This window comes from Streptomyces vastus (assembly GCF_039532825.1).
In the GTDB taxonomy this organism is placed as follows: domain Bacteria; phylum Actinomycetota; class Actinomycetes; order Streptomycetales; family Streptomycetaceae; genus Streptomyces; species Streptomyces vastus.
In genome coordinates this window covers 19,959-39,231 of record NZ_BAAASJ010000026.1, presented here as the reverse complement: position 1 = coordinate 39,231, position 19,273 = coordinate 19,959, and the positions used below count along the sequence as shown (strand labels likewise).

The following is a 19,273-nucleotide window of genomic DNA, read 5'->3' as shown; positions in this document are numbered from 1 at the left end:
GCTTTGCTCGCTGCAATTGTGGACTAGACCACTCCGCCATGTCTACGAGTTGACGGATGTTTGTTGTTGTCTCTTTATCCAACAACCTCGCGCTCAGTATCCACCACGCACCCTAACCCTGGACGGCTCGGGAGCGGGAGCGGATTGCAGTTCTGCTAGATTGGTCTAAACCACATGTGTCGTTGAGTCCCCTCCCCCAGATCTCGCTCAGATACTCCAGAACGGCAGGCCCAGCGTGGAAGTTGTCATAGTTCCGGACGCCGCGGCAGGTGGCGAACTCATCGCCGAGGCCATGGCGGACCTTCTCCGTCGCAAGCCCGACGCCCTGCTCGGGGTGGCCACCGGCTCAACTCCGTTGCCCGTTTACGAGGCGCTGACGGCGAAGGCGCGCGCCGGGGCCGTGGATGTCTCGCGGGCTCGGATCGCACAGCTCGACGAGTACGTGGGACTGCCGGCCGAGCATCCGGAGTCGTACCGCTCGGTGCTGCGGCGTGAGGTGCTGGAGCCGCTCGGGGTCGGGATGGACCAGTTCACGGGGCCGGACGGCACGGCTGAGGACGTGCAGGGGGCGTGCGAAGCGTACGACAAGGCGCTCACGGACGCCGGGGGCGTGGACCTTCAGCTGCTCGGGATCGGTACCGACGGGCACATAGGGTTCAACGAGCCGTGTTCGTCGCTGGCCTCCCGCACGCGGATCAAGACGCTGACCGAGCAGACCCGTATCGACAACGCGCGCTTCTTCGGCGGCGACATCGAGCAGGTGCCGCACCACGTGATCACGCAGGGCATCGGCACCATCCTGGAGGCCCGGCACCTGGTGCTGCTCGCCACCGGCGAGGGCAAGGCGGACGCGGTCGCGGCGACGGTGGAGGGGCCGGTCGCCGCGGTGTGCCCCGCGTCCGCGCTCCAGCTCCACCCGCATGCGACCGTCGTGGTCGACGAGGCCGCCGCGTCGAAGCTGAAGCTGGCGGACTACTTCCGGCACACCTACGCCAACAAGCCGGAGTGGCAGGGCATCTAGCGGCCGAGCGCCCCCGCTTCCAGGGTCTCGTCATCGGCCGGCTCGTCCTGGGCCCGCAGGCCGGCCACCCACAGCGGCATGACCCAGTGGACGACGAGAACGGCGATGAGGAGGGGTGCGGCGTAGGCCTTCGGGGCGTTGCCGTCGACGCCGCCCGTGATCAGCAGGGCGGCCGCCGTCGCGGCCAGGAGCAGGGTCGTCATGCGGTGGGCCCGGGCCAGGACGCGGCTGCGTTCCGCCGACTGCCGCTCGTCCAGTACGTGTTCGCGCAGCTCCAGTAGGCCCTTGGTGGCGCCGTTGATGACCCCTGTCGCGACCATCCAGGGCAGCAGGAGCACCGCCATCGCGGCTACGGGCCACAGCGGCTCGCCCTTGGTGAGGAAGAAGTGGGTCATCAGTGCGCCGATGGCCACGGTGAGCGTGAGGTGCGCGGCGACGGCCAGGCGTCGGCGCGCCGCCGTGGCGTACCAGGCCTGGCCGCGACCGTCGTTCATGAGCCGCATCATGCGCCGGTCGTAGCGGCTCATTCGCGTCGTCGTCATGGCTGTTTCCTCCCGTAGACCTCGTCCGTGAGCGGCCGGAACGGCTCGAGGGAGAACAGGGCCTCGACCGGGAGATCGAAGAACTTCGAGATCTTCAGTGCCAGGTCGAGGCTCGGGTTGTACTGCCCTCGCTCGATGTAGCCGATGGTCTGGTAATGGGCTCCCACTGCCTCGGCCAGGCTCTGGCGCGACACCTTCCGTTCGGCGCGCACCATGGCCAATCTGTTGTGCACCTGCTCGCTCATGTATAAGAAGTACTACATTCGGAAGCGGCCTTGCAACCAGCTTCGACGGCTCGCCGTGCCACCCGCCTACAAACCGGCGATCACCTCGGCCGCCGCCCGGCCGCAGACGCGGGCCGCGCCGTGGGTGGCGATGTGCAGGGCGCCGCGGGGGGTGGCTTGGGGGACGCCCATTTCGACCACGATGGTGTCGGGGCGGGCGGCAAGCAGGGTGTCGAGAGCAGAGGCCATCCAGGGGTGGCGGTGTTCGTCGCGGACCACGGCGACGATGCGGCGTGGGCCGGCGGCTGCCAGTGCTTCGGTTCCGGCCCGGTCCCTCGCGAAGCTCCCCGTCTCCGTGCCCGGCAGCAGGCGGCGCAGTTCGGCGGCGACGCCCCAGGGGGTCTCGTCGCCCACGGCGAAGTTGGCGACGGGGGTGAAGGCGGCGACGTACGGCGCCCCCGCGAGGGGCACGAAGTGCTCCGCACGCGTGACTGTCAGCGCACGCCGCGCCGCGACCAGGCCGACGTCGGCACGGGGCGCCCGGCCGGAGCGCCCGGCCGACGCGGACAACGACCCGGGCTCCGAAGCCGCTCCCTGCCCGGAATCCCGCTCCGCCGCCGAAGCCGTCCAGGCCGCCAGCGCTCGTACGCGCGCCGCCGCGTCCGCCAGGCGTTCCTCGGCCAGCTCACCCGAGCGCACGGCCGCGACCAGCGCGTCCCGCAGCCGCAGCACCGTCTCGTCGTCCGCGAGCCCCCCGCCCACACAGATGGCGTCGGCGCCCGCGGCGATCGCGAGAACGCTGCCCCGTTCGATGCCGTACGTGCCGGAGACGGCCTGCATTTCCATGCCGTCGGTGACGATCAGACCGTCGTAGCCCAGTTCCTCGCGCAGCAGCCCGGTCAGGATGCGGGGCGACAGGGTCGCGGGGCGGTCCGGGTCCAGCGCCGGGACCAGGATGTGCGCGGTCATCACCGCGCGTGTGCCCGCCTCGATGGCCGCGCGGAACGGGGCCAGCTCCCGGGCCTGCAGAACCGACAGCTCCGCGTCGATGCGCGGCAGTGCGTGGTGCGAGTCGACCGCCGTGTCGCCGTGGCCCGGGAAGTGCTTGGCGCAGGCGGCGACTCCGGCGGACTGGAGGCCACCGACGTACGCGGCCGTGTGCCGGGCGACCAGGGACGCGTCGGCGCCGAAGGAGCGTACGCCGATGACCGGGTTGCCGGGGTCTGAGTTGATGTCGGCGGACGGGGCCCAGTTGAGGTTGACGCCGCAGGCGGCCAGGCGGCGGCCGAGTTCGGCGGCGACCTGCCGGGTCAGCGCGACGTCGTCCACCGCGCCCAGCGCGTGGTTGCCAGGGAACGACGATCCCGTACGCACCTCCAGGCGCGTGACGTCACCGCCCTCCTCGTCGATGGCGACCAGCACGTCGTCGCGCTCAGCGCGCAACTGGGCGGTCAGGGAGGCGAGTTGGTCGGGCGAGGCGATGTTCCGGCCGAAGAGGCCGACCGAGGCCAGTCCCTCCCCCAGCCGCCGCAGCAGCCAGGAGGGAGCCGAGGTTCCGGTGAAGCCCGGCTGCAGGACGGCGAGGGCATCGCGGGTCAGGGTGGAGGTTCCATCGGTGAGTGTCGTCATCGGTGGCGTTATCCCTTCACGGCGCCGGAGGTGAGGCCGGAGGCCATCTTCTTCTGGACGAACATGAAGAAGACGACGACCGGGAGGGCGATGAGTGTCGAGGCGGCCATCAGCGCGCCGTAGTCGACGCCTCGGGACGTGGTGAAGTTCATCAGCCACACGTTCAGGGTGTACTTGTCGTTGTCCTGGAGCACCACGTAGGCGAGCAGGTACTCGTTCCACGCGTTGATGAGCGAGAAGATCGAGGCCGCGGCGAGGCCCGGAGCGAGCAGGGGGAAGATGACGCGCCAGAAGGCGCCCATCCGGCTGCAGCCGTCGACCATCGCCGACTCCTCGAGCTCCTTGGGGATGTTGATGACGAAGCCGCGGATCATCCAGGTGGCGAAGGGCAGCGCGGAGACCAGGTAGATGACGATGACGCCCCAGTACTCGTTGAGCGCGCCCAGGCCGTTGAGCTGGATGTAGATGGGGATGAGCATCGCGGTCGGCGGCAGCAGCTGGATCACCAGAAGCGTGATCATGAACGCCTTGCGGCCGGTGAAGTGGAACCGTCCGATCGCGAACGCGGCGATAGTCGACAGCAGCATCGCCCCGACCACGGCGGTGACGCAGATGATCAGACTGGACTGGATCGCCGAGCCGAAGTTCGGAGCGTCGATCGCCCGCTTGAAGTTGTCGAAGGTGATCGAGGACGGCCACAGGGTCTGGTCGTAGCTGCGGATCTCGTGGTTGGGCCGCAGTGCGCTGACCACCAGCCAGTAGACCGGGAAGGCCATGACGAGCAGGGCGACGACGCCGACGAGGTTGTAGACGTGCCGGCTCTTCTTCTTGCGATCCGGGCGGGGTGCCGGACGGCGCCCCGGGCGGGGCGGTGCCGGGCGGGCGGGCGGCCCGGGGCGCGTGGACGTCGTGGCGCTCACTCGACCTCTCCGATCTTGAGCAGTTGGCGCAGGTAGTACACGGCCACGCCGGAGAGCAGCAGCACCGTGATCAGGGAGATGGCCGCGCCCTGGCTGAAGGAGTTGGACTCGAAGGCCTTCTCGAACGAGTAGATGCCCAGGAGGCTGTACTCGGGCTCCGGCTCGTTGCCGCGCATCAGGAAGACCTGGCCGAAGACGTTGAAGTCCCAGATCACCGAGAGCGTGGCGACCATCTGGAAGACCGGCTTGATGACGGGCCAGGTGACGTAGCGGAACACGCCGAACGCGCCCGCGCCGTCCAGCGCCGCCGCTTCCTCGAGTTCCCTGGGCACCTGGGTGAGGGCGGCGTAGAGGGTGATGGTGACGAACGGGATGGCGCCCCAGATGACGACGGCGGCGATGATCAGAAAGCCCTGCTTGGGGTCGATCCACCAGTTGTGGCCGCGGAAGTCGAGCCCCAGATACTTCGTCAGCACCATGTTGACGACGCCGTAGTCGGAGTCGGCGAACCAGCGGAAGATCGAGGTCGCCACGAGCAGCGGCATGGACCAGGCGGCGACCAGCGCCGCGGTCAGGGCGAGCCGGATCCATGTGCTCATGCGCTGCATGGCCTGGGCGAGGAGCAGCCCCACGCCCATGGTGGCCACGACGCAGGCGACCATGAACAGCACCGTGCGCCACACGACGTCCCAGAACTCGCCGTCGCCGAGGATGTTGGTGAACTGCTCGAAGCCGACCCACTCGGCGGCCTGGCCCGTCCAGAGCTCCCGGCGGCCCACGTCCTGGAAGGACATGATCACCGTCTTGACGAGCGGCCAGAGGAACACCGCCGCGATCGCCACGACGGTCGGGGCTATCAGGGCGTACGGCAGATAGGCGCCCGCTCGCCTCCTCGGCGCTCTCCCGGCCGCCGCCCGCGGGGTGTCGTGGTGCGCGGGCGGCGGGACGGACACCGGAGGGGCGGGTGCTTTCGTTTCGGCGGCACTCACTGTGCTGGCCTTCCGTTCGAACCGGTAACCGGGGTGCGGGGACGGCGGGCCCGGGGGTTGGCCCGCCGTCCCCGACTGATCAAGGCGTCAGGAGGCCTCGTTGATCAGCTCGTCGATCTCCGCGTCGGCGGCCTTGGTGGCCTCCTCGACCGACGTGCCCTTGAGGATGTCGAGCAGCATCAGCTCGAGCGTTTCCTTCTTCTCGACCGCGGCCCAGCCCGGCGCGATGGGCGTGAACCAGGCGTCCGGCACAGCGTTCGCGATCGGAGCCGTCTCCGGCTTCGTCTTCAGCGGCTCCAGCTGCTTGGTGTTGTTCGGCAGGATGTCCTTCTCGGCGAGCGCGGCCTCCGACTTCTCGCTGGTGAAGATCGAGATCCAGTCCTGTGCCAGGTCCTGGTTCTCGGACTTGGATACGGTGGCCAGGTCGGAGCCGCCGATGAAGCTGGGCAGCGCCTTGCCGTTCGGGCCGGGCATGCCGGCGGTGACGATCTTGTCCTTCAGCTTGGGGTTGCCGTTGGCCGCCGGGTCGATGACGCTGCCGGACTCCCAGCCGTTGCCGTAGATCAGGGCCGTCTTCTGGTTGGCCATGACGTTGGCGTGGTCCTGCTCATCCTTGGTCTGGTCGCCGTTGTTGTACTTCTTGACCAGGTCGACGTAGTGCTGGATGCCCTGCTGCGCCTCGGGCGAGGAGAGCGTGGCCTTCCACTTCTTGCCGCTCTCGTCGTACTCGGCGATCTGGCCGCCGTAGGCGGCGACGTACGACATGGCGGCGTACCAGTAGCGTCCCGGCAGATAGAGCGGCGAGAACGCCTTGTCCTTCTTGCCGTACTTGGTCTCGAGCTTTCCGAGCGCCTCGGTCAGGTCGGCCTCGGTCTCGGGGATCGTGTCCTTGCCGGTTGCGGCCTTGAACATGTCCTTGTTGTAGATGGCCACACGCGCACCGGCGTAGTAAGGCACGCAGTACATCTTGCCCTCGTAGGAGCAGGTGTCCTTCAGGCCGTCGATCCAGGTGTCGGAGTTGTCGTACTTCTTCTCGTCGATCTCGCCGAGGGCCCCGTTGAGGATGTACGTCATGGTCTCGGTGTTGCCGAGCTCGACCACGTCGGGGAACTTGTCGCCGGACAGGGCGGCGTCGAGCTTCTTGGTCTTGTCGCCCCACTGCTGGTACTGGACGTTGACCTTGACGCCCGGGTACTTCTCGCTGAACTCGGTATTGGCCTGCTTGACCAGCTCCGGCCAGCTCGTCTGGGCGTCCACCATCAGCCAGACCGTCAACTCGCCCTTGCGGTCCTTGGGATCCTCGGCCGCCTTGCTGCCGCCGCCTCCGCACGCCGCGATGGAGACCATCATTCCCGCGACACCGACGGCCGCGATGAGCTTGCGCTTCATGTCACCCCTCCTCGCCTGGCCACCAGTGGTGTAGACCAGTAGCGGAAGATTGGCCTAGACCTAGGAGGGTGTCAATGGAGAGCAGGCCCGTCCGGACGTCCGTTACGAGAACTACATATTCAAGAACCTTTAAGCAGGAAAGTGGCAAAAAGAGCAGGTGAGTTCCCTGGAACCGGGTGGACCACTTCAAGGTGGTGGACTAGACCAGAGGGAACGGCGAAAGATATACAGGGGAGATCACGGAGCGTACGAGGGACACTCGCACGACAGGCCGTGCCACGATGTGAGCCGTGCCGACGGGTACGTCGGCCGCATCGGCACCAGGAGCCGGGAAGGCAGAGGATGAGCACCGACGTCAGCAGTGCGGAGAACGAGGGTGGGTCCCCCATCCGTACCGCGCGTGTGCCCAAGTACTACCGCCTCAAGAAGCACCTGCTCGACATGACGGAGACGCTGCCGCCCGGAACGTCCGTACCCCCCGAGCGCACTCTGGCCGCCGAGTTCGACACCTCGCGCACCACCGTCCGCCAGGCCCTCCAGGAACTCGTCGTCGAAGGGCGGCTCGAACGCATCCAGGGCAAGGGCACCTTCGTCGCCAAGCCGAAGGTCTCCCAGGCGCTCCAACTCACCTCGTACACCGAGGACATGAGGGCCCAAGGGCTCGAACCCACCTCGCAGCTCCTGGACATCGGCTACGTCACCGCCGACGACACCCTCGCCGGGCTGCTCGACATCTCGGCGGGCGGCCGGGTCCTGCGCATCGAGCGGCTGCGCATGGCCAACGGCGAGCCGATGGCGATCGAGACGACGCACCTGTCCGCGAAGCGTTTCCCGGCGCTGCGCAGGTCCCTCGTCAAGTACACGTCGCTGTATACGGCGTTGGCCGAGGTGTACGACGTCCGTCTCGCCGAGGCCGAGGAGACCATCGAGACCTCCCTGGCCACCCCGCGCGAGGCCGGCCTGCTCGGCACGGACGTGGGCCTGCCCATGCTGATGCTGTCGCGGCACTCGCTGGACAAGGACGGCCAGCCGGTGGAGTGGGTGCGGTCGGTGTACCGGGGGGACCGGTACAAGTTTGTCGCCCGTCTGAAACGCCCCGCAGAGTAGAAGCCCGGGGTAACGCGGTGTCGGCTGGGGGTCCGGGGGCCCGCGGCGGAGCCGCCAATGTCACAGCCCCCGGGACAATGCAGCGTGGCACGGCTGAAGCGGCCTCAGGAGTAGTAGCGCACGCGGTGTAGCGCAACTCCTGTTCCTGCTTTACGGTCCCCCCGTCATCGCATGGACGGGAGGACGACCCGGTGCGCACTGCGAACACTCGATCCATCGTCATCTGGACGCTCGTCGCGCTGGTGGGCGCGGCGGGCTGGGCCGTACTGGCGCTGTCGCGGGGCGAGGAGGTGTCGGCCGCCTGGATGGTGGCGGCGGCTCTCGGCTCGTACGCCATCGCCTATCGCTTCTACTCGAAGTTCATCGCGAACAAGGTCCTCAAGGTCGACAAGACCCGCGCCACGCCCGCCGAGCGGCTCAACAACGGCATCGACTTCCATCCGACCGACAGGCGCGTGCTGCTCGGCCATCATTTCGCGGCGATCGCCGGCGCGGGCCCGCTGGTGGGGCCCGTACTGGCCGCGCAGATGGGCTACTTGCCCGGCACCATCTGGATCATCGTCGGCGTGATCTTCGCCGGCGCCGTACAGGACATGGTCGTCCTCTTCTTCTCGACGCGCCGCGACGGCAGGTCGCTCGGGCAGATGGCACGCGAAGAGATCGGTCCGTTCGGCGGCGCGGCCGCCCTGCTCGCCGCCTTCGCCATCATGATCATCCTGCTCGGTGTGCTGGCCCTGGTCATCGTCAACGCCCTCGCCGAGTCGCCCTGGGGCACCTTCTCCATCGCGATGACGATCCCGATCGCCCTGCTGATGGGCTTCTATCTGCGGGTCCTGAGGCCAGGACGGGTCAGCGAGGTCTCGCTGATCGGCATCGCGCTGCTGCTGCTCGCACTGGTGGCCGGACGTTGGGTCGCGGAGTCGTCCTGGGCCGACACCTTCACACTGGCGCCCTCGACCCTCGTGATCTGGCTGGTGGCGTACGGCTTCATCGCCTCGATCCTGCCCGTGTGGATGCTGCTGGCGCCGCGCGACTACCTCTCCACGTTCATGAAGATCGGCACCATCTTCCTGCTCGCGCTCGGCGTCGTGATCGCCCTGCCGACGCTGAAGATGGACGCGGTCACGGACTTCGCCTCACGCGGTGACGGTCCGGTCTTCGCGGGCTCGCTCTTCCCGTTCGTCTTCATCACCATCGCCTGCGGGGCGCTGTCCGGCTTCCACTCCCTCATCTCCTCGGGTACGACGCCGAAGATGATCCAGAAGGAGACGCAGGTACGGATGATCGGGTACGGCTCCATGCTCATGGAGTCCTCGGTCGCGGTCATGGCGCTGATCGCGGCGTCGATCATCGACCCGGGTCTGTACTTCGCGATGAACGCCCCGGCCGGTGTCATCGGGGACTCGGTGCAGAACGCCTCGCAGGTGGTGGGGAGTTGGGGCTACCAGATATCCCCGGAGGACCTGGCGGCGGCGGCGCGGAACGTCGAGGAGGCGTCCCTGCTGTCGCGGACCGGCGGTGCGCCCACACTCGCGATCGGTATCTCGGACATCTTCTCCCAGATCACCGGGGACAGTCTGCGCGCGTTCTGGTACCACTTCGCGATCATGTTCGAGGCGCTGTTCATCCTCACCGCCCTCGACGCCGGCACGCGCGTGGGCCGCTTCATGCTCCAGGACACGCTCGGAAACCTCTACAAACCCTTCAAGAACGTGAGCTGGAAGCCCGGTCTCGTCATCACCAGCGGCATCGTCTGCGGTCTGTGGGGCTACTTCCTGTGGGTGGGCGTCCATGAACCGCTCGGCGGCATCAACCAGCTGTTCCCGATCTTCGGCATCTCCAACCAACTGCTCGCGGCGGTCGCACTGGCCGTCTGCACGACGCTGCTGGTGAAGTCCGGGCGCCTCAAGTGGGCCTGGGTCACCGGGATCCCGCTCGCCTGGGACGCCACGGTGACGCTGACGGCGAGCTGGCAGAAGGTGTTCTCCAGCGATCCGCGCGTCGGCTTCTTCAAGCAGCGCTCGGTCTACCAGGACGCCATCGATCGCGGTGAGGTGCTCGCACCGGCCAAGAACATGGACGACATGCGCACCGTGGTCACCAACTCCACCGTGGACGGCATCCTTTCGGCGGTCCTCGCACTGCTCATCGTGATCGTGATCGTGGACGCGGCCAGGGTATGCATCAGGCATGTACGCCGCCCCGCGCTGTCCACGCTCAGCGAAGCGCCGTACGTGGAGTCGAAGATCGTGGCGCCGGCCGGGCTGATCCCGACCCGTCAGGAGAAGGAGGAGGAACACGATGCTGTCGGGGCTGCTCCGGGTTCTTAGGTCCGTGCGGTGGTACGTACGGGAGTTGACCGACGAGTCCGCGTACGACCGCTATGTCACCCACGTCCGTACGGCACACCCGGATGCGCTCGTACCCTCCCGTCGCGAGTTCGAGCGGGAGCGAACGGAGCGTCAGGAGTCGGATCCCAGGCAGGGGTTCCGCTGCTGCTGATCACGCGAGACGGCTGATCACACAGGGTCGCCACTGAATGCGCACAACTACTTCCGCATTCCGGACGGGGGTTCCATAAAGCGGAACTGTCCTTTAGATTTCCTGCGCTTGCACAGGTGATCAGTGAGGGGACGGAGCCGCGATATGCCAGAAGCGACAGACGCGCCGGATGCGCCAAGAGCGTCGGAAGTGAAGCGACCGGTGGTCACACCGGTGCGTGTGGTGATCGGTCTCTGCCTCTTCGCGCCGTTCGTGGCGATGCTCTGGGTGGGCTCGTACGCGAAGGTCGACCCGTCCTTCATCGGCATCCCGTTCTTCTACTGGTACCAGATGCTCTGGGTGCTCATCTCCACGGCGCTCACGATGATCGCGTACCAGCTGTGGCAGCGTGACCAGCGCGCCCGCAAGGCCGACCGGTCCGAGGCCTCCCAGAACGGGGGTGCGTCGGCATGAAGGACGGCGTGAACGGCGTCGCGCTCGCCGTCTTCATCTTCTTCTTCCTGGCCGTCACGGTCATGGGCTTCCTGGCCTCGCGCTGGCGCAGGGCCGAGAACGAGCACAGCCTCGACGAATGGGGCCTGGGCGGGCGGTCGTTCGGTACCTGGGTCACCTGGTTCCTGCTCGGCGGCGACCTCTACACCGCCTATACGTTCGTGGCGGTCCCGGCGGCGATCTACGCGGCGGGCGCGGCCGGCTTCTTCGCCGTGCCGTACACCATCCTCATCTACCCACTGATCTTCACCTTCCTGCCGCGGCTCTGGTCGGTGTCGCACAAGCACGGCTACGTGACGACCTCGGACTTCGTACGCGGGCGGTTCGGCTCGAAGAGCCTGTCGCTGGCGGTGGCCGTGACCGGCATCCTCGCCACGATGCCGTACATCGCGCTCCAACTCGTCGGCATCCAGGCGGTGCTGGACGTGATGGGCGTCGGCGGCGGCGAGAACACGAACTGGTTCATCAAGGACCTGCCGCTGCTCATCGCCTTCGGCGTACTGGCGGCGTACACGTATTCGTCGGGTCTCCGCGCCCCGGCCCTCATCGCGTTCGTGAAGGACACCCTGATCTACATCGTGATCGCGGTGGCCATCATCTACATCCCGATCAAGCTGGGCGGTTTCGACGACATCTTCGCCGCGGCGGGCGACGCGTTCAGCCAGACCAACGAGGCGACGGGGGCGCCGCGCGGTGTGCTGGTCCCGGCCGAGGCGGGCCAATGGACGTACGCCACGCTGGCGTTGGGCTCCGCGCTCGCGCTGTTCATGTACCCGCACTCGATCACGGCGACGCTCTCCTCGCGCAGCCGTGAGGTGATCCGCCGCAACACCACGATCCTGCCGCTGTACTCCCTGATGCTGGGTCTGCTCGCGCTGCTCGGCTTCATGGCGATCGCGGCCGGAATCAAGGTGGAGAACGGGCAGTTGGCGATCCCTCAGCTCTTCGAGACGATGTTCCCCGACTGGTTCGCGGGCGTGGCGTTCGCGGCGATCGGCATCGGCGCTCTCGTACCGGCGGCGATCATGTCCATCGCGGCGGCGAACCTCTTCACCCGCAACATCTACAAGGACTTCATCAAGCCCGATGCGACTCCGGCCCAGGAGACGAAGGTCTCCAAGCTGGTCTCGCTGCTGGTGAAGGTGGGCGCGCTGGCCTTCGTCCTGACCATGGACAAGACGGTCGCGATCAACTTCCAGCTCCTGGGCGGCATCTGGATCCTCCAGACCTTCCCGGCCCTGGTCGGAGGCCTGTTCACCCGCTGGTTCCACCGCTGGGCGCTGCTCGCCGGCTGGGCGGTCGGCATGGTCTACGGCACGGTCGCCGCATACGGGGTCGCCTCCCCGACCCAGAAGCACTTCGGTGGCTCCAACGCGGAGATTCCTGGGCTCGGAGAGATGGGCTACATCGGCCTGACGGCGTTCGTACTGAACGTGGTGGTGACGGTGATCCTGACCTTCGTGCTGAGGGCGACGAAGGCGCCCGACGGCATCGACGAGACGGCTCCCGGTGACTACACGGCGGATGCGGGTGACGCGGGAGTGCAGGTGGAGTTGCCGCCGGCTACGGCTACGGCTGGGGCGGGGCACTAGGGGGCCGGGGCGGGGGGAGTGTTTCGCCCCCGCCGCCCCTACCCGTCCCATCCCGGGGCCGGCCCCGCACCCCGCTGGGGGCTGCGCCCCCAGACCCCCATCGGCCTGAACGGCCTCGTCCTCAAACGCCGGACGGGCTGAAAATCAGCCCGTCCGGCGTTTGAGGACCGGGGGTCCGGGGGCGGAGCCCCTGGGGGACGGGAACGGGTAGGGGCGGCGGGGGCGGAGCCCCCTGGCGGCACGACCGCCCGCGGCTACGCTGGTCAGCGTGACCCTTCGTTCACCGATCGTCCTCGACAGCGACCCCGGCATAGACGACGCCCTGGCCCTGCAGTACCTCCTCGGTACGGGGCTGTGGGACCTGAAGGCCTACACCTCCGTGGGAGGCAACCTCCCCGCCGAGCAGACCTACCTCAACGCCCGCGCCCTGACCCGGGCAATGCGCATCGACGCCGACGTACCCGTGCACCGCGGCACGGGCCGCCCCCTGACCCGCCTCCCGTACACGTCCGCGTCCGCCTTCCACGGCAAGGCGGGCCTCGGCAACGAGACGCTGCCCGACTCCACGGCCGCCCACCTGCCGGAGTCCTCGGCGCAGGCCCTCCTCCGGCTCTCCCGGGATTACGAGGGCGAGCTCACCGTGTGCGCCACGGGCCCGCTCACGAACGTGGCGATCGCACTCCTGGAGGACCCGGCGTTCGCCCACCGCGTCAAGAAGCTCGTGTTCATGGGCGGCGCCGCGCAGGTGCCCGGGAACGTCACCCCGGTCGCCGAGTTCAACATCTGGGCCGACCCGGACGCCGCCGAGGTGGTCATGTCCTCCGGCATCCCGTTCACGATGGTCGACCTGGACGCCTCGCTCCGCTGGCTCTTCCGGCCCGCCGACCTCGCCGCCGTGGAAGCGGCGGGCGCGGGCACGGCGCTGGCGGCCCGCCTGCTGCGGGTCTACATGGACGCCTACCGCCGCCACGGCGGGGGCGACGCCTGCCCGCTGCACGATCCGCTCGCGGTGGGCGTGTGCGCGGACGAGTCGTTCATCACCGTCGCGGAGGGCGCGGTCATCGTCGAGTCCGCGAGCGAACTGACCCGCGGCAAGACCGTGTTCATCCCCTCAGCCGCACAGCAGGTCTACTACGCAGACTCCCCCGTCCTCACCTCCCGCAGGGCCGTCACGGGCCGCGTCGCCCTCGGCCCGGGACCCCGTGACTTCGTGAAGGACTTCGTGGCTACGCTGCCGCAATGGCCAGGGGTGGGCTGAGGCCCCCGTGCTGAGATCCAGTACGGGGAAAACCGCAGGGCCGTTGTCGTACACCTGATGCACACTGCACCGCATGGACATCGCGATCAGGCGGGCAGCCCCGGAGGAGTACGAGACCCTCGGTGAGATCACCGCACAGGCCTATCTCGGGGACGGCCTGCTCGACTTCGGAGAAAGCGACGAGTACCTGGGCGAGCTGCGAGACGTCGGCAAGCGGGCCGCCGCGGCCGTGGTGCTGGTCGCCGTCGAGCACGACCGCGTGCTGGGCGGCGTGACGTTCGTACCCTCCGGCGGACCGATGGCCGACATCGCGGAACCCGGTGAGGCCGAGATACGGATGCTCGCCGTCGCCCCGGAGGCCCGCGGCCGGGGTGTCGGAGAGGCGCTCGTACGCGCCTGCACAGATCGCGCACGGGCCACCGAAGGCTGCGTACGCATCGTCCTGTCGACGCAGCGCACCATGCACTCAGCCCATCGCATCTACGAACGTCTCGGCTTCACCCGCACTCCGGAACGCGACTGGAACCCGATCCCGCACCTCGACGACATCAGACTGCTGACCTACGAGTTGGAGCTGTAGAGGCCGTCACTGTTCACGCGGCTCTTCAGCCTGAGCCCACCACGCAACACAACATGTGGGGTGCGCTTCCCAAGCCCAACACAAGATGTATGCTCATGCTCGCTGTCGCCGCAGGGGAATCCGGTGCGAATCCGGAACTGTCCCGCAACGGTGTACTTGTGCATGTCCGTCCTCGGGACGGGGCGTGCGCGAGCGTCAGTCCGAGGACCTGCCGACAGCGCGCCCAGGCCGATCCGGCCCGGGCGACCATGACGTCCGGGCCTCGCGGAGTGGGCCGGTGGACGCGGCGTCCCGCTGCCGCAGAGCGCGTACGCCCGTGTACCCCGAACCACCCTCTCCCCGCAGGCCCCTTACCGAGCGAGGGAGAGCCCCACGTGACCATCGCGCCGGCCGATCCGGTCTCAGCGAAAGCGACACAGGACCAGCAGGACAGGGCCGAGGCCGAGACCGACACACCAGGGACCGCGTTGCTGCGGACCCTGACCGACCTCACCGCCGATCTCCCCGACACCGACCCCGGCCGGGTCGCTGCCGCTGCGCTGCGCGGCCGGTCCGCCCATGCGGACGGGGCGGAGCTGCGCGAGCTGGCCACCGAGGCGGCCGCGGGCCTGATCTCCGAGGACCCCGCCTATTCGAAGCTGGCCGCCCGGCTGCTGAACATCAGCATCGCGGCCGAGGCCGCCTCGCAGGACGTGCGGTCATTCTCCGAGTCGGTCGCGGCAGGGCACCGCGAGGGCCTGATCGCCGACCGCACAGCCGAGTTCGCACGGATCCATGCGGCTCGCCTCGACAGCCTCATCGACCCCGAAGGCAACGACCGCTTCGGGTACTTCGGGCTGCGTACGCTCCACAGCCGGTACCTGTTGCGACACCCGATCACCCGGTACGTCATCGAAACGCCCCAGCACTTTTTGCTGCGCGTGGCGAGCGGACTGGCCGATGACGACACCACCCGTTCCGTGGACGAAGTCGCCGCGCTCTACCGGCTGATGAGCCGCCTCGACTACCTGCCCTCCTCCCCCACCCTGTTCAACTCCGGTACGCGGCACCCCCAGATGTCGTCCTGCTACCTCCTCGACTCCCCGAAGGACGAGCTGGACTCCATCTACGAGCGCTACCACCAGGTCGCCCGGCTCTCGAAGCACGCGGGCGGCATCGGCGTCGCGTACTCCCGGATCCGTTCCCGCGGTGCGCTGATCCGCGGTACGAACGGGCACTCCAACGGCATCGTGCCGTTCCTGAAGACCCTCGACGCCTCGGTCGCCGCCGTGAACCAGGGTGGCCGGCGCAAGGGTGCCGCGGCCGTCTACCTGGAGACCTGGCACTCCGACATCGAGGAGTTCCTGGAGCTGCGCGACAACACCGGCGAGGACGCCCGCCGCACCCACAACCTCAACCTCGCGCACTGGATCCCGGACGAGTTCATGCGCCGGGTCGACGAGGACGGCGCGTGGTCCCTCTTCTCTCCCTCCGACGTGCCCGAGCTGGTCGACCTGTGGGGTGAGGAGTTCGACGCGGCCTACCGCAAGGCGGAGGCGGACGGTCTCGCCAAGAAGACCGTCCCGGCCCGTGATCTGTACGGCCGCATGATGCGCACCCTCGCCCAGACCGGCAACGGCTGGATGACCTTCAAGGACACCGCCAACCGCACCGCCAACCAGACCGCGCTGCCGGGCCACACGGTCCACTCCTCCAACCTCTGCACGGAGATCCTGGAGGTGACGGACGACGGGGAGACCGCGGTCTGCAACCTGGGGTCCGTCAATTTGGGTTCCTTTGTCGACACATCGACCGGTGATATCGACTGGGAACGGCTCGACGCCACCGTCCGTACCGCCGTCGCCTTCCTCGACCGCGTCGTCGACATCAACTTCTACCCGACCGAACAGGCGGGCCGGTCGAACGCGAAGTGGCGGCCGGTGGGCCTCGGCGCGATGGGGCTCCAGGACGTCTTCTTCAAGCTGCGCCTGCCCTTCGACTCACCGGAAGCAAAGCAGCTCTCCACGAAGATCGCCGAGCGCATCATGCTCGCCGCGTACGAGGCCTCCGCCGACCTCGCCGAACGCAGCGGCCCGCTTCCGGCCTGGGAGAAGACCCGTACGGCCCGGGGCGTTCTGCACCCCGACCACTACGACGTCGAACTCACCTGGCCCGAGCGCTGGTCGGCCCTCCGGCAGCGCATCGCCGCCACCGGCCTGCGCAACTCCCTCCTCCTCGCCATCGCGCCCACCGCCACGATCGCCTCCATCGCCGGCGTCTACGAGTGCATCGAGCCGCAGGTTTCCAACCTCTTCAAGCGCGAGACCCTGTCGGGCGAGTTCCTCCAGGTCAACTCGTACCTGGTCAACGAGCTGAAGGAGCTGGGCGTCTGGGACGCACGCACCCGCGAGGCGCTGCGCGACGCGAACGGCTCGGTGCAGGACTTCGCCTGGATCCCCGAGGACGTACGACGGCTCTACCGCACGGCGTGGGAGATCCCGCAGCGCGGCCTGATCGACATGGCCGCCGCCCGCACCCCGTTCCTGGACCAGTCCCAGTCCGTGAACCTCTTCATGGAGACACCGACCATCGGCAAGCTCTCCTCGATGTACGCGTACGCCTGGAAGTCGGGCCTGAAGACGACGTACTACCTGCGCTCCCGCCCGGCGACCCGCATCGCCCGCGCGGCCGGTTCCTCCGCGGCCGCGGCTGCCCCCATCCCCGTACAGCAGGCCCCCGGCCCCGACGCCGACACCGTTGCCTGCTCCCTGGAAAACCCCGAGTCCTGCGAGGCCTGCCAGTGACGACCAGCACCGACAGAACCCAGAATCTCCTCGACCCGGGCTTCGAGCTGACCCTGCGCCCCATGCGCTATCCCGACTTCTACGAGCGCTACCGGGACGCGATCAAGAACACCTGGACCGTGGAGGAGGTCGACCTCCACTCGGACGTGACAGACCTCGCGAAATTGTCCCCCGGCGAGCAGCACCTCATCGGCCGCCTGGTCGCGTTCTTCGCGACCGGCGACTCGATCGTCGCGAACAACCTGGTGCTCACGCTCTACAAGCACATCAACTCCCCCGAGGCGCGGCTCTATTTGAGCCGTCAGCTCTTCGAGGAGGCCGTGCACGTCCAGTTCTACTTGACGCTGCTCGACACCTATCTCCCCGACCCGGAGGACCGCGCCGCCGCGTTCGACGCGGTCGAGAACATCCCGTCCATCCGCGAGAAGGCCGCGTTCTGCTTCAAGTGGATGGACTCGGTTGAGCAGATCGACCGGCTGGAGTCCCAGGCCGACCGCCGCCGTTTCCTGCTCAATCTCATCTGCTTCGCCGCATGCATCGAAGGGCTCTTCTTCTACGGTGCCTTCGCATACGTCTACTGGTTCCGCAACCGCGGCCTGCTGCACGGCCTGGCCACCGGCACCAACTGGGTGTTCCGAGACGAAACGATGCACATGAGCTTCGCCTTCGACGTGGTCGACACCGTCCGCAAGGAGGAACCGGAGCTCTTCGACGACGCGCTTCGGCAGCAGGTCACCGACATGCTCCGGGAGGCCGTCGAGGCCGAGCTGCTGTTCGCGCGCGACCTGTGCGGTGACGGTCTCCCGGGCATGAACACCGACTCGATGCGGCAGTACCTGGAGTGCGTGGCCGACCAGCGGCTGACGCGGCTCGGCTTCGCTCCGGTGTACGGCTCCGAAAACCCCTTCTCCTTCATGGAGTTGCAGGGCGTTCAGGAGCTGACCAACTTCTTCGAGCGGCGGTCTTCGGCGTACCAGATGGCGGTGGAGGGCACCGTCGACTTCGACGAGGACTTCTGATCCCCGGCTGAAGCCTGCTCGGCCTCCCTGAGCTGACGGTCGATGCGCCGGTCGCGCACGACTCCGATGACGGCGGGGAGGACGAGCAGGGCCAGGATCCCGAGGACGGTGACCATTCCGATGAGTGCTTCCATGCGTGTCGTATCCATGGACACCACTGTCGCGCCGATTGCTCCTTACCGTCAGTGGCAGGACTGCCGCACACCCTCGATTTCCTGCCAACGCTTCAGACATACTGGCAGCATGCTCAACAACGTGGCCGCGGTCCTGCTCGACGGTGTGCATCCCTTTGAACTCGGTGTCGTCTGCGAGGTGTTCGGCCTCGACCGCAGCGACGAGGGCCTGCCCGTGTACGACTTCGCGGTCGTCTCGGCGGAGGGCCCGTCGCTGCGCACCCATGTCCCCGGGTTCACGGTCTCCACTCCGTACGGGCTCGACCGGCTCGAAGAGGCCGACCTGATCGCCGTACCGGCCGGAAGCGACTTCATCGGTCGCGAGTACCCGCCCGGGCTGCTCGACTCCCTGCGCCGGGCCACAGGCCGCGGGGCGCGCGTGCTCAGCGTCTGCTCCGGCGTCTTCGTGCTCGGCGCGGCCGGGCTGCTCGACGGGCGGCGCTGCACGGTGCACTGGCGGCACGCGCACGAGCTCTCTCACCGCTATCCGCGGGCGACCGTCGAACCCGATGTGCTGTACGTCGACGAGGACCCGGTGATCACCTCGGCCGGCACCGCCGCCGGTATCGACGCCTGTCTGCACATCGTCCGAAAGGAGCAGGGGCCGGAGGTGGCCAACAAGATCGCCCGGCGGATGGTCGTGCCGCCGCACCGTGACGGCGGGCAGGCCCAGTTCGTGGAGCGCCCGCTGCCGTTGTCCCGGTGCGACACGGTCGGCGCGGTACTGGTGTGGATGGAGCGTCACCTCGACGAGGAGATGACCGTCGAGCAGCTCGCCGCCCGTGCGCACATGTCCCCGCGCACCTTTGCGCGCCGTTTCCAGCAGGAGACCGGCACCACTCCGTACCGCTGGCTGCTGCGTCAACGGGTGCTGCTGGCCCAGCAGTTGCTGGAGGCGACGGACGAGACGATGGACGCGATCGCGGGCCGTACGGGGTTCGGGACCGCAGCCGCGCTGCGCCATCAGTTCGTACGGTCGCTGGGGACGACTCCGCAGGCGTACCGGCGCACGTTCAGGGGCCCGCGGGACGAGCCCGAGGTCGCCTGAACGTG

Annotated in this window: 18 protein-coding genes and 1 riboswitch; of the genes, 11 read left to right on the top strand and 7 right to left on the bottom strand. The window is 68.1% G+C overall.

Annotated features, from left to right (window positions below; translation table 11 throughout):
- Positions 1–235: 235 nt before the first annotated feature.
- Complete coding sequence (gene nagB, locus ABD357_RS11820) at positions 236–1,021, top strand: glucosamine-6-phosphate deaminase (RefSeq protein ID WP_344389634.1); 786 nt, start codon at positions 236–238, stop codon at positions 1,019–1,021.
- Here the strand turns inward: nagB and ABD357_RS11815 are convergent.
- From ABD357_RS11815 to ABD357_RS11790, 6 genes are all read right to left on the bottom strand, one after another.
- Complete coding sequence (locus tag ABD357_RS11815) at positions 1,018–1,563, bottom strand: hypothetical protein (RefSeq protein ID WP_344389632.1); 546 nt, start codon at positions 1,561–1,563, stop codon at positions 1,018–1,020. The genes nagB and ABD357_RS11815 overlap by 4 nt on opposite strands.
- Positions 1,560–1,808 carry a helix-turn-helix transcriptional regulator gene (locus ABD357_RS11810; protein ID WP_344389630.1) on the bottom strand — a complete coding sequence of 83 codons (249 nt, stop codon included), beginning with the start codon at positions 1,806–1,808 and terminating at the stop codon, positions 1,560–1,562. Before ABD357_RS11810 ends, ABD357_RS11815 begins: the two co-directional genes overlap by 4 nt.
- A 66-nt stretch (positions 1,809–1,874) precedes the next feature.
- A complete protein-coding gene (locus tag ABD357_RS11805) occupies positions 1,875–3,416 on the bottom strand; it encodes a glycoside hydrolase family 3 protein (protein ID WP_344389628.1) in 1,542 nt (513 codons plus the stop codon).
- An 8-nt stretch (positions 3,417–3,424) separates the two neighbouring features.
- Positions 3,425–4,336, bottom strand: a complete 912-nt coding sequence (locus ABD357_RS11800) for a carbohydrate ABC transporter permease (protein WP_344389626.1) — start codon at positions 4,334–4,336, stop codon at positions 3,425–3,427.
- Entirely contained in the window at positions 4,333–5,325 is a 993-nt protein-coding gene (locus ABD357_RS11795; protein WP_344389624.1) for a carbohydrate ABC transporter permease, read from the bottom strand. The genes ABD357_RS11800 and ABD357_RS11795 overlap by 4 nt, the downstream gene beginning before the upstream one ends.
- An 87-nt stretch (positions 5,326–5,412) precedes the next feature.
- Positions 5,413–6,714, bottom strand: a complete 1,302-nt coding sequence (locus ABD357_RS11790; protein ID WP_344389622.1) for a sugar ABC transporter substrate-binding protein — start codon at positions 6,712–6,714, stop codon at positions 5,413–5,415.
- 342 nt (positions 6,715–7,056) lie between these two features.
- Between ABD357_RS11790 and ABD357_RS11785 the strand changes: the two genes are divergently transcribed.
- The 9 genes from ABD357_RS11785 (at position 7,057) to ABD357_RS11745 (ending at position 18,047) form a co-directional block, all read left to right on the top strand.
- Positions 7,057–7,821, top strand: a complete 765-nt coding sequence (locus ABD357_RS11785; RefSeq protein ID WP_344389620.1) for a GntR family transcriptional regulator — start codon at positions 7,057–7,059, stop codon at positions 7,819–7,821.
- Positions 7,822–8,012: 191 nt separating this feature from the next.
- Positions 8,013–10,151, top strand: coding sequence for a carbon starvation CstA family protein (locus ABD357_RS11780; RefSeq protein WP_344389618.1), 2,139 nt, complete (start codon positions 8,013–8,015; stop codon positions 10,149–10,151).
- Positions 10,123–10,323, top strand: coding sequence for a CstA-like transporter-associated (seleno)protein (locus ABD357_RS11775; RefSeq protein ID WP_189320768.1), 201 nt, complete (start codon positions 10,123–10,125; stop codon positions 10,321–10,323). The genes ABD357_RS11780 and ABD357_RS11775 overlap by 29 nt, the downstream gene beginning before the upstream one ends.
- 144 nt (positions 10,324–10,467) lie before the next feature.
- Positions 10,468–10,776: a DUF3311 domain-containing protein gene (locus ABD357_RS11770; protein ID WP_344389614.1), complete on the top strand. Its 309-nt coding sequence runs from the start codon at positions 10,468–10,470 to the stop codon at positions 10,774–10,776.
- Complete coding sequence (gene mctP, locus ABD357_RS11765) at positions 10,773–12,407, top strand: monocarboxylate uptake permease MctP (protein ID WP_344389612.1); 1,635 nt, start codon at positions 10,773–10,775, stop codon at positions 12,405–12,407. The genes ABD357_RS11770 and mctP overlap by 4 nt, the downstream gene beginning before the upstream one ends.
- Before the next feature lie 268 nt (positions 12,408–12,675).
- Entirely contained in the window at positions 12,676–13,665 is a 990-nt protein-coding gene (locus tag ABD357_RS11760) for a nucleoside hydrolase (RefSeq protein WP_344389610.1), read from the top strand.
- A 73-nt stretch (positions 13,666–13,738) separates the two neighbouring features.
- Positions 13,739–14,245: a GNAT family N-acetyltransferase gene (locus tag ABD357_RS11755; RefSeq protein WP_344389608.1), complete on the top strand. Its 507-nt coding sequence runs from the start codon at positions 13,739–13,741 to the stop codon at positions 14,243–14,245.
- Between the two features lie 89 nt (positions 14,246–14,334).
- Positions 14,335–14,475: riboswitch (cobalamin riboswitch) on the top strand.
- A 144-nt stretch (positions 14,476–14,619) separates the two neighbouring features.
- Positions 14,620–17,028: a ribonucleoside-diphosphate reductase subunit alpha gene (locus tag ABD357_RS11750; protein WP_344389606.1), complete on the top strand. Its 2,409-nt coding sequence runs from the start codon at positions 14,620–14,622 to the stop codon at positions 17,026–17,028.
- 62 nt (positions 17,029–17,090) lie between these two features.
- Positions 17,091–18,047, top strand: coding sequence for a ribonucleotide-diphosphate reductase subunit beta (locus ABD357_RS11745; RefSeq protein WP_344389759.1), 957 nt, complete (start codon positions 17,091–17,093; stop codon positions 18,045–18,047).
- Here ABD357_RS11745 and ABD357_RS11740 read toward each other — a convergent pair.
- The gene (locus tag ABD357_RS11740) at positions 17,960–18,196 is read right to left on the bottom strand and encodes a hypothetical protein (RefSeq protein ID WP_344389605.1); all 237 of its coding nucleotides are present in this window, start codon (positions 18,194–18,196) and stop codon (positions 17,960–17,962) included. The two genes, ABD357_RS11745 and ABD357_RS11740, sit on opposite strands and share 88 nt — an antisense overlap.
- Before the next feature lie 94 nt (positions 18,197–18,290).
- On the opposite strand from ABD357_RS11740, the gene ABD357_RS11735 reads away from it, so the two are divergent.
- Positions 18,291–19,268, top strand: coding sequence for a helix-turn-helix domain-containing protein (locus ABD357_RS11735; RefSeq protein WP_344389604.1), 978 nt, complete (start codon positions 18,291–18,293; stop codon positions 19,266–19,268).
- The last annotated feature ends 5 nt before the right edge of the window (positions 19,269–19,273 follow it).

What these genes read in the sequence shown, in the direction of transcription:
- ABD357_RS11740 (WP_344389605.1), bottom strand. Translation starts at nt 18,196, where the DNA reads ATGGATACGACACGCATGGAAGCACTCATCGGAATGGTCACCGTCCTC.
- ABD357_RS11735 (WP_344389604.1), top strand. Translation starts at nt 18,291, where the DNA reads ATGCTCAACAACGTGGCCGCGGTCCTGCTCGACGGTGTGCATCCCTTT.
- ABD357_RS11790 (WP_344389622.1), bottom strand. Translation starts at nt 6,714, where the DNA reads ATGAAGCGCAAGCTCATCGCGGCCGTCGGTGTCGCGGGAATGATGGTC.
- ABD357_RS11775 (WP_189320768.1), top strand. Translation starts at nt 10,123, where the DNA reads ATGCTGTCGGGGCTGCTCCGGGTTCTTAGGTCCGTGCGGTGGTACGTA.
- ABD357_RS11770 (WP_344389614.1), top strand. Translation starts at nt 10,468, where the DNA reads ATGCCAGAAGCGACAGACGCGCCGGATGCGCCAAGAGCGTCGGAAGTG.
- ABD357_RS11785 (WP_344389620.1), top strand. Translation starts at nt 7,057, where the DNA reads ATGAGCACCGACGTCAGCAGTGCGGAGAACGAGGGTGGGTCCCCCATC.
- mctP (WP_344389612.1), top strand. Translation starts at nt 10,773, where the DNA reads ATGAAGGACGGCGTGAACGGCGTCGCGCTCGCCGTCTTCATCTTCTTC.
- ABD357_RS11805 (WP_344389628.1), bottom strand. Translation starts at nt 3,416, where the DNA reads ATGACGACACTCACCGATGGAACCTCCACCCTGACCCGCGATGCCCTC.
- ABD357_RS11745 (WP_344389759.1), top strand. Translation starts at nt 17,091, where the DNA reads ATGCGCTATCCCGACTTCTACGAGCGCTACCGGGACGCGATCAAGAAC.
- ABD357_RS11815 (WP_344389632.1), bottom strand. Translation starts at nt 1,563, where the DNA reads ATGACGACGACGCGAATGAGCCGCTACGACCGGCGCATGATGCGGCTC.
- ABD357_RS11755 (WP_344389608.1), top strand. Translation starts at nt 13,739, where the DNA reads ATGGACATCGCGATCAGGCGGGCAGCCCCGGAGGAGTACGAGACCCTC.
- ABD357_RS11810 (WP_344389630.1), bottom strand. Translation starts at nt 1,808, where the DNA reads ATGAGCGAGCAGGTGCACAACAGATTGGCCATGGTGCGCGCCGAACGG.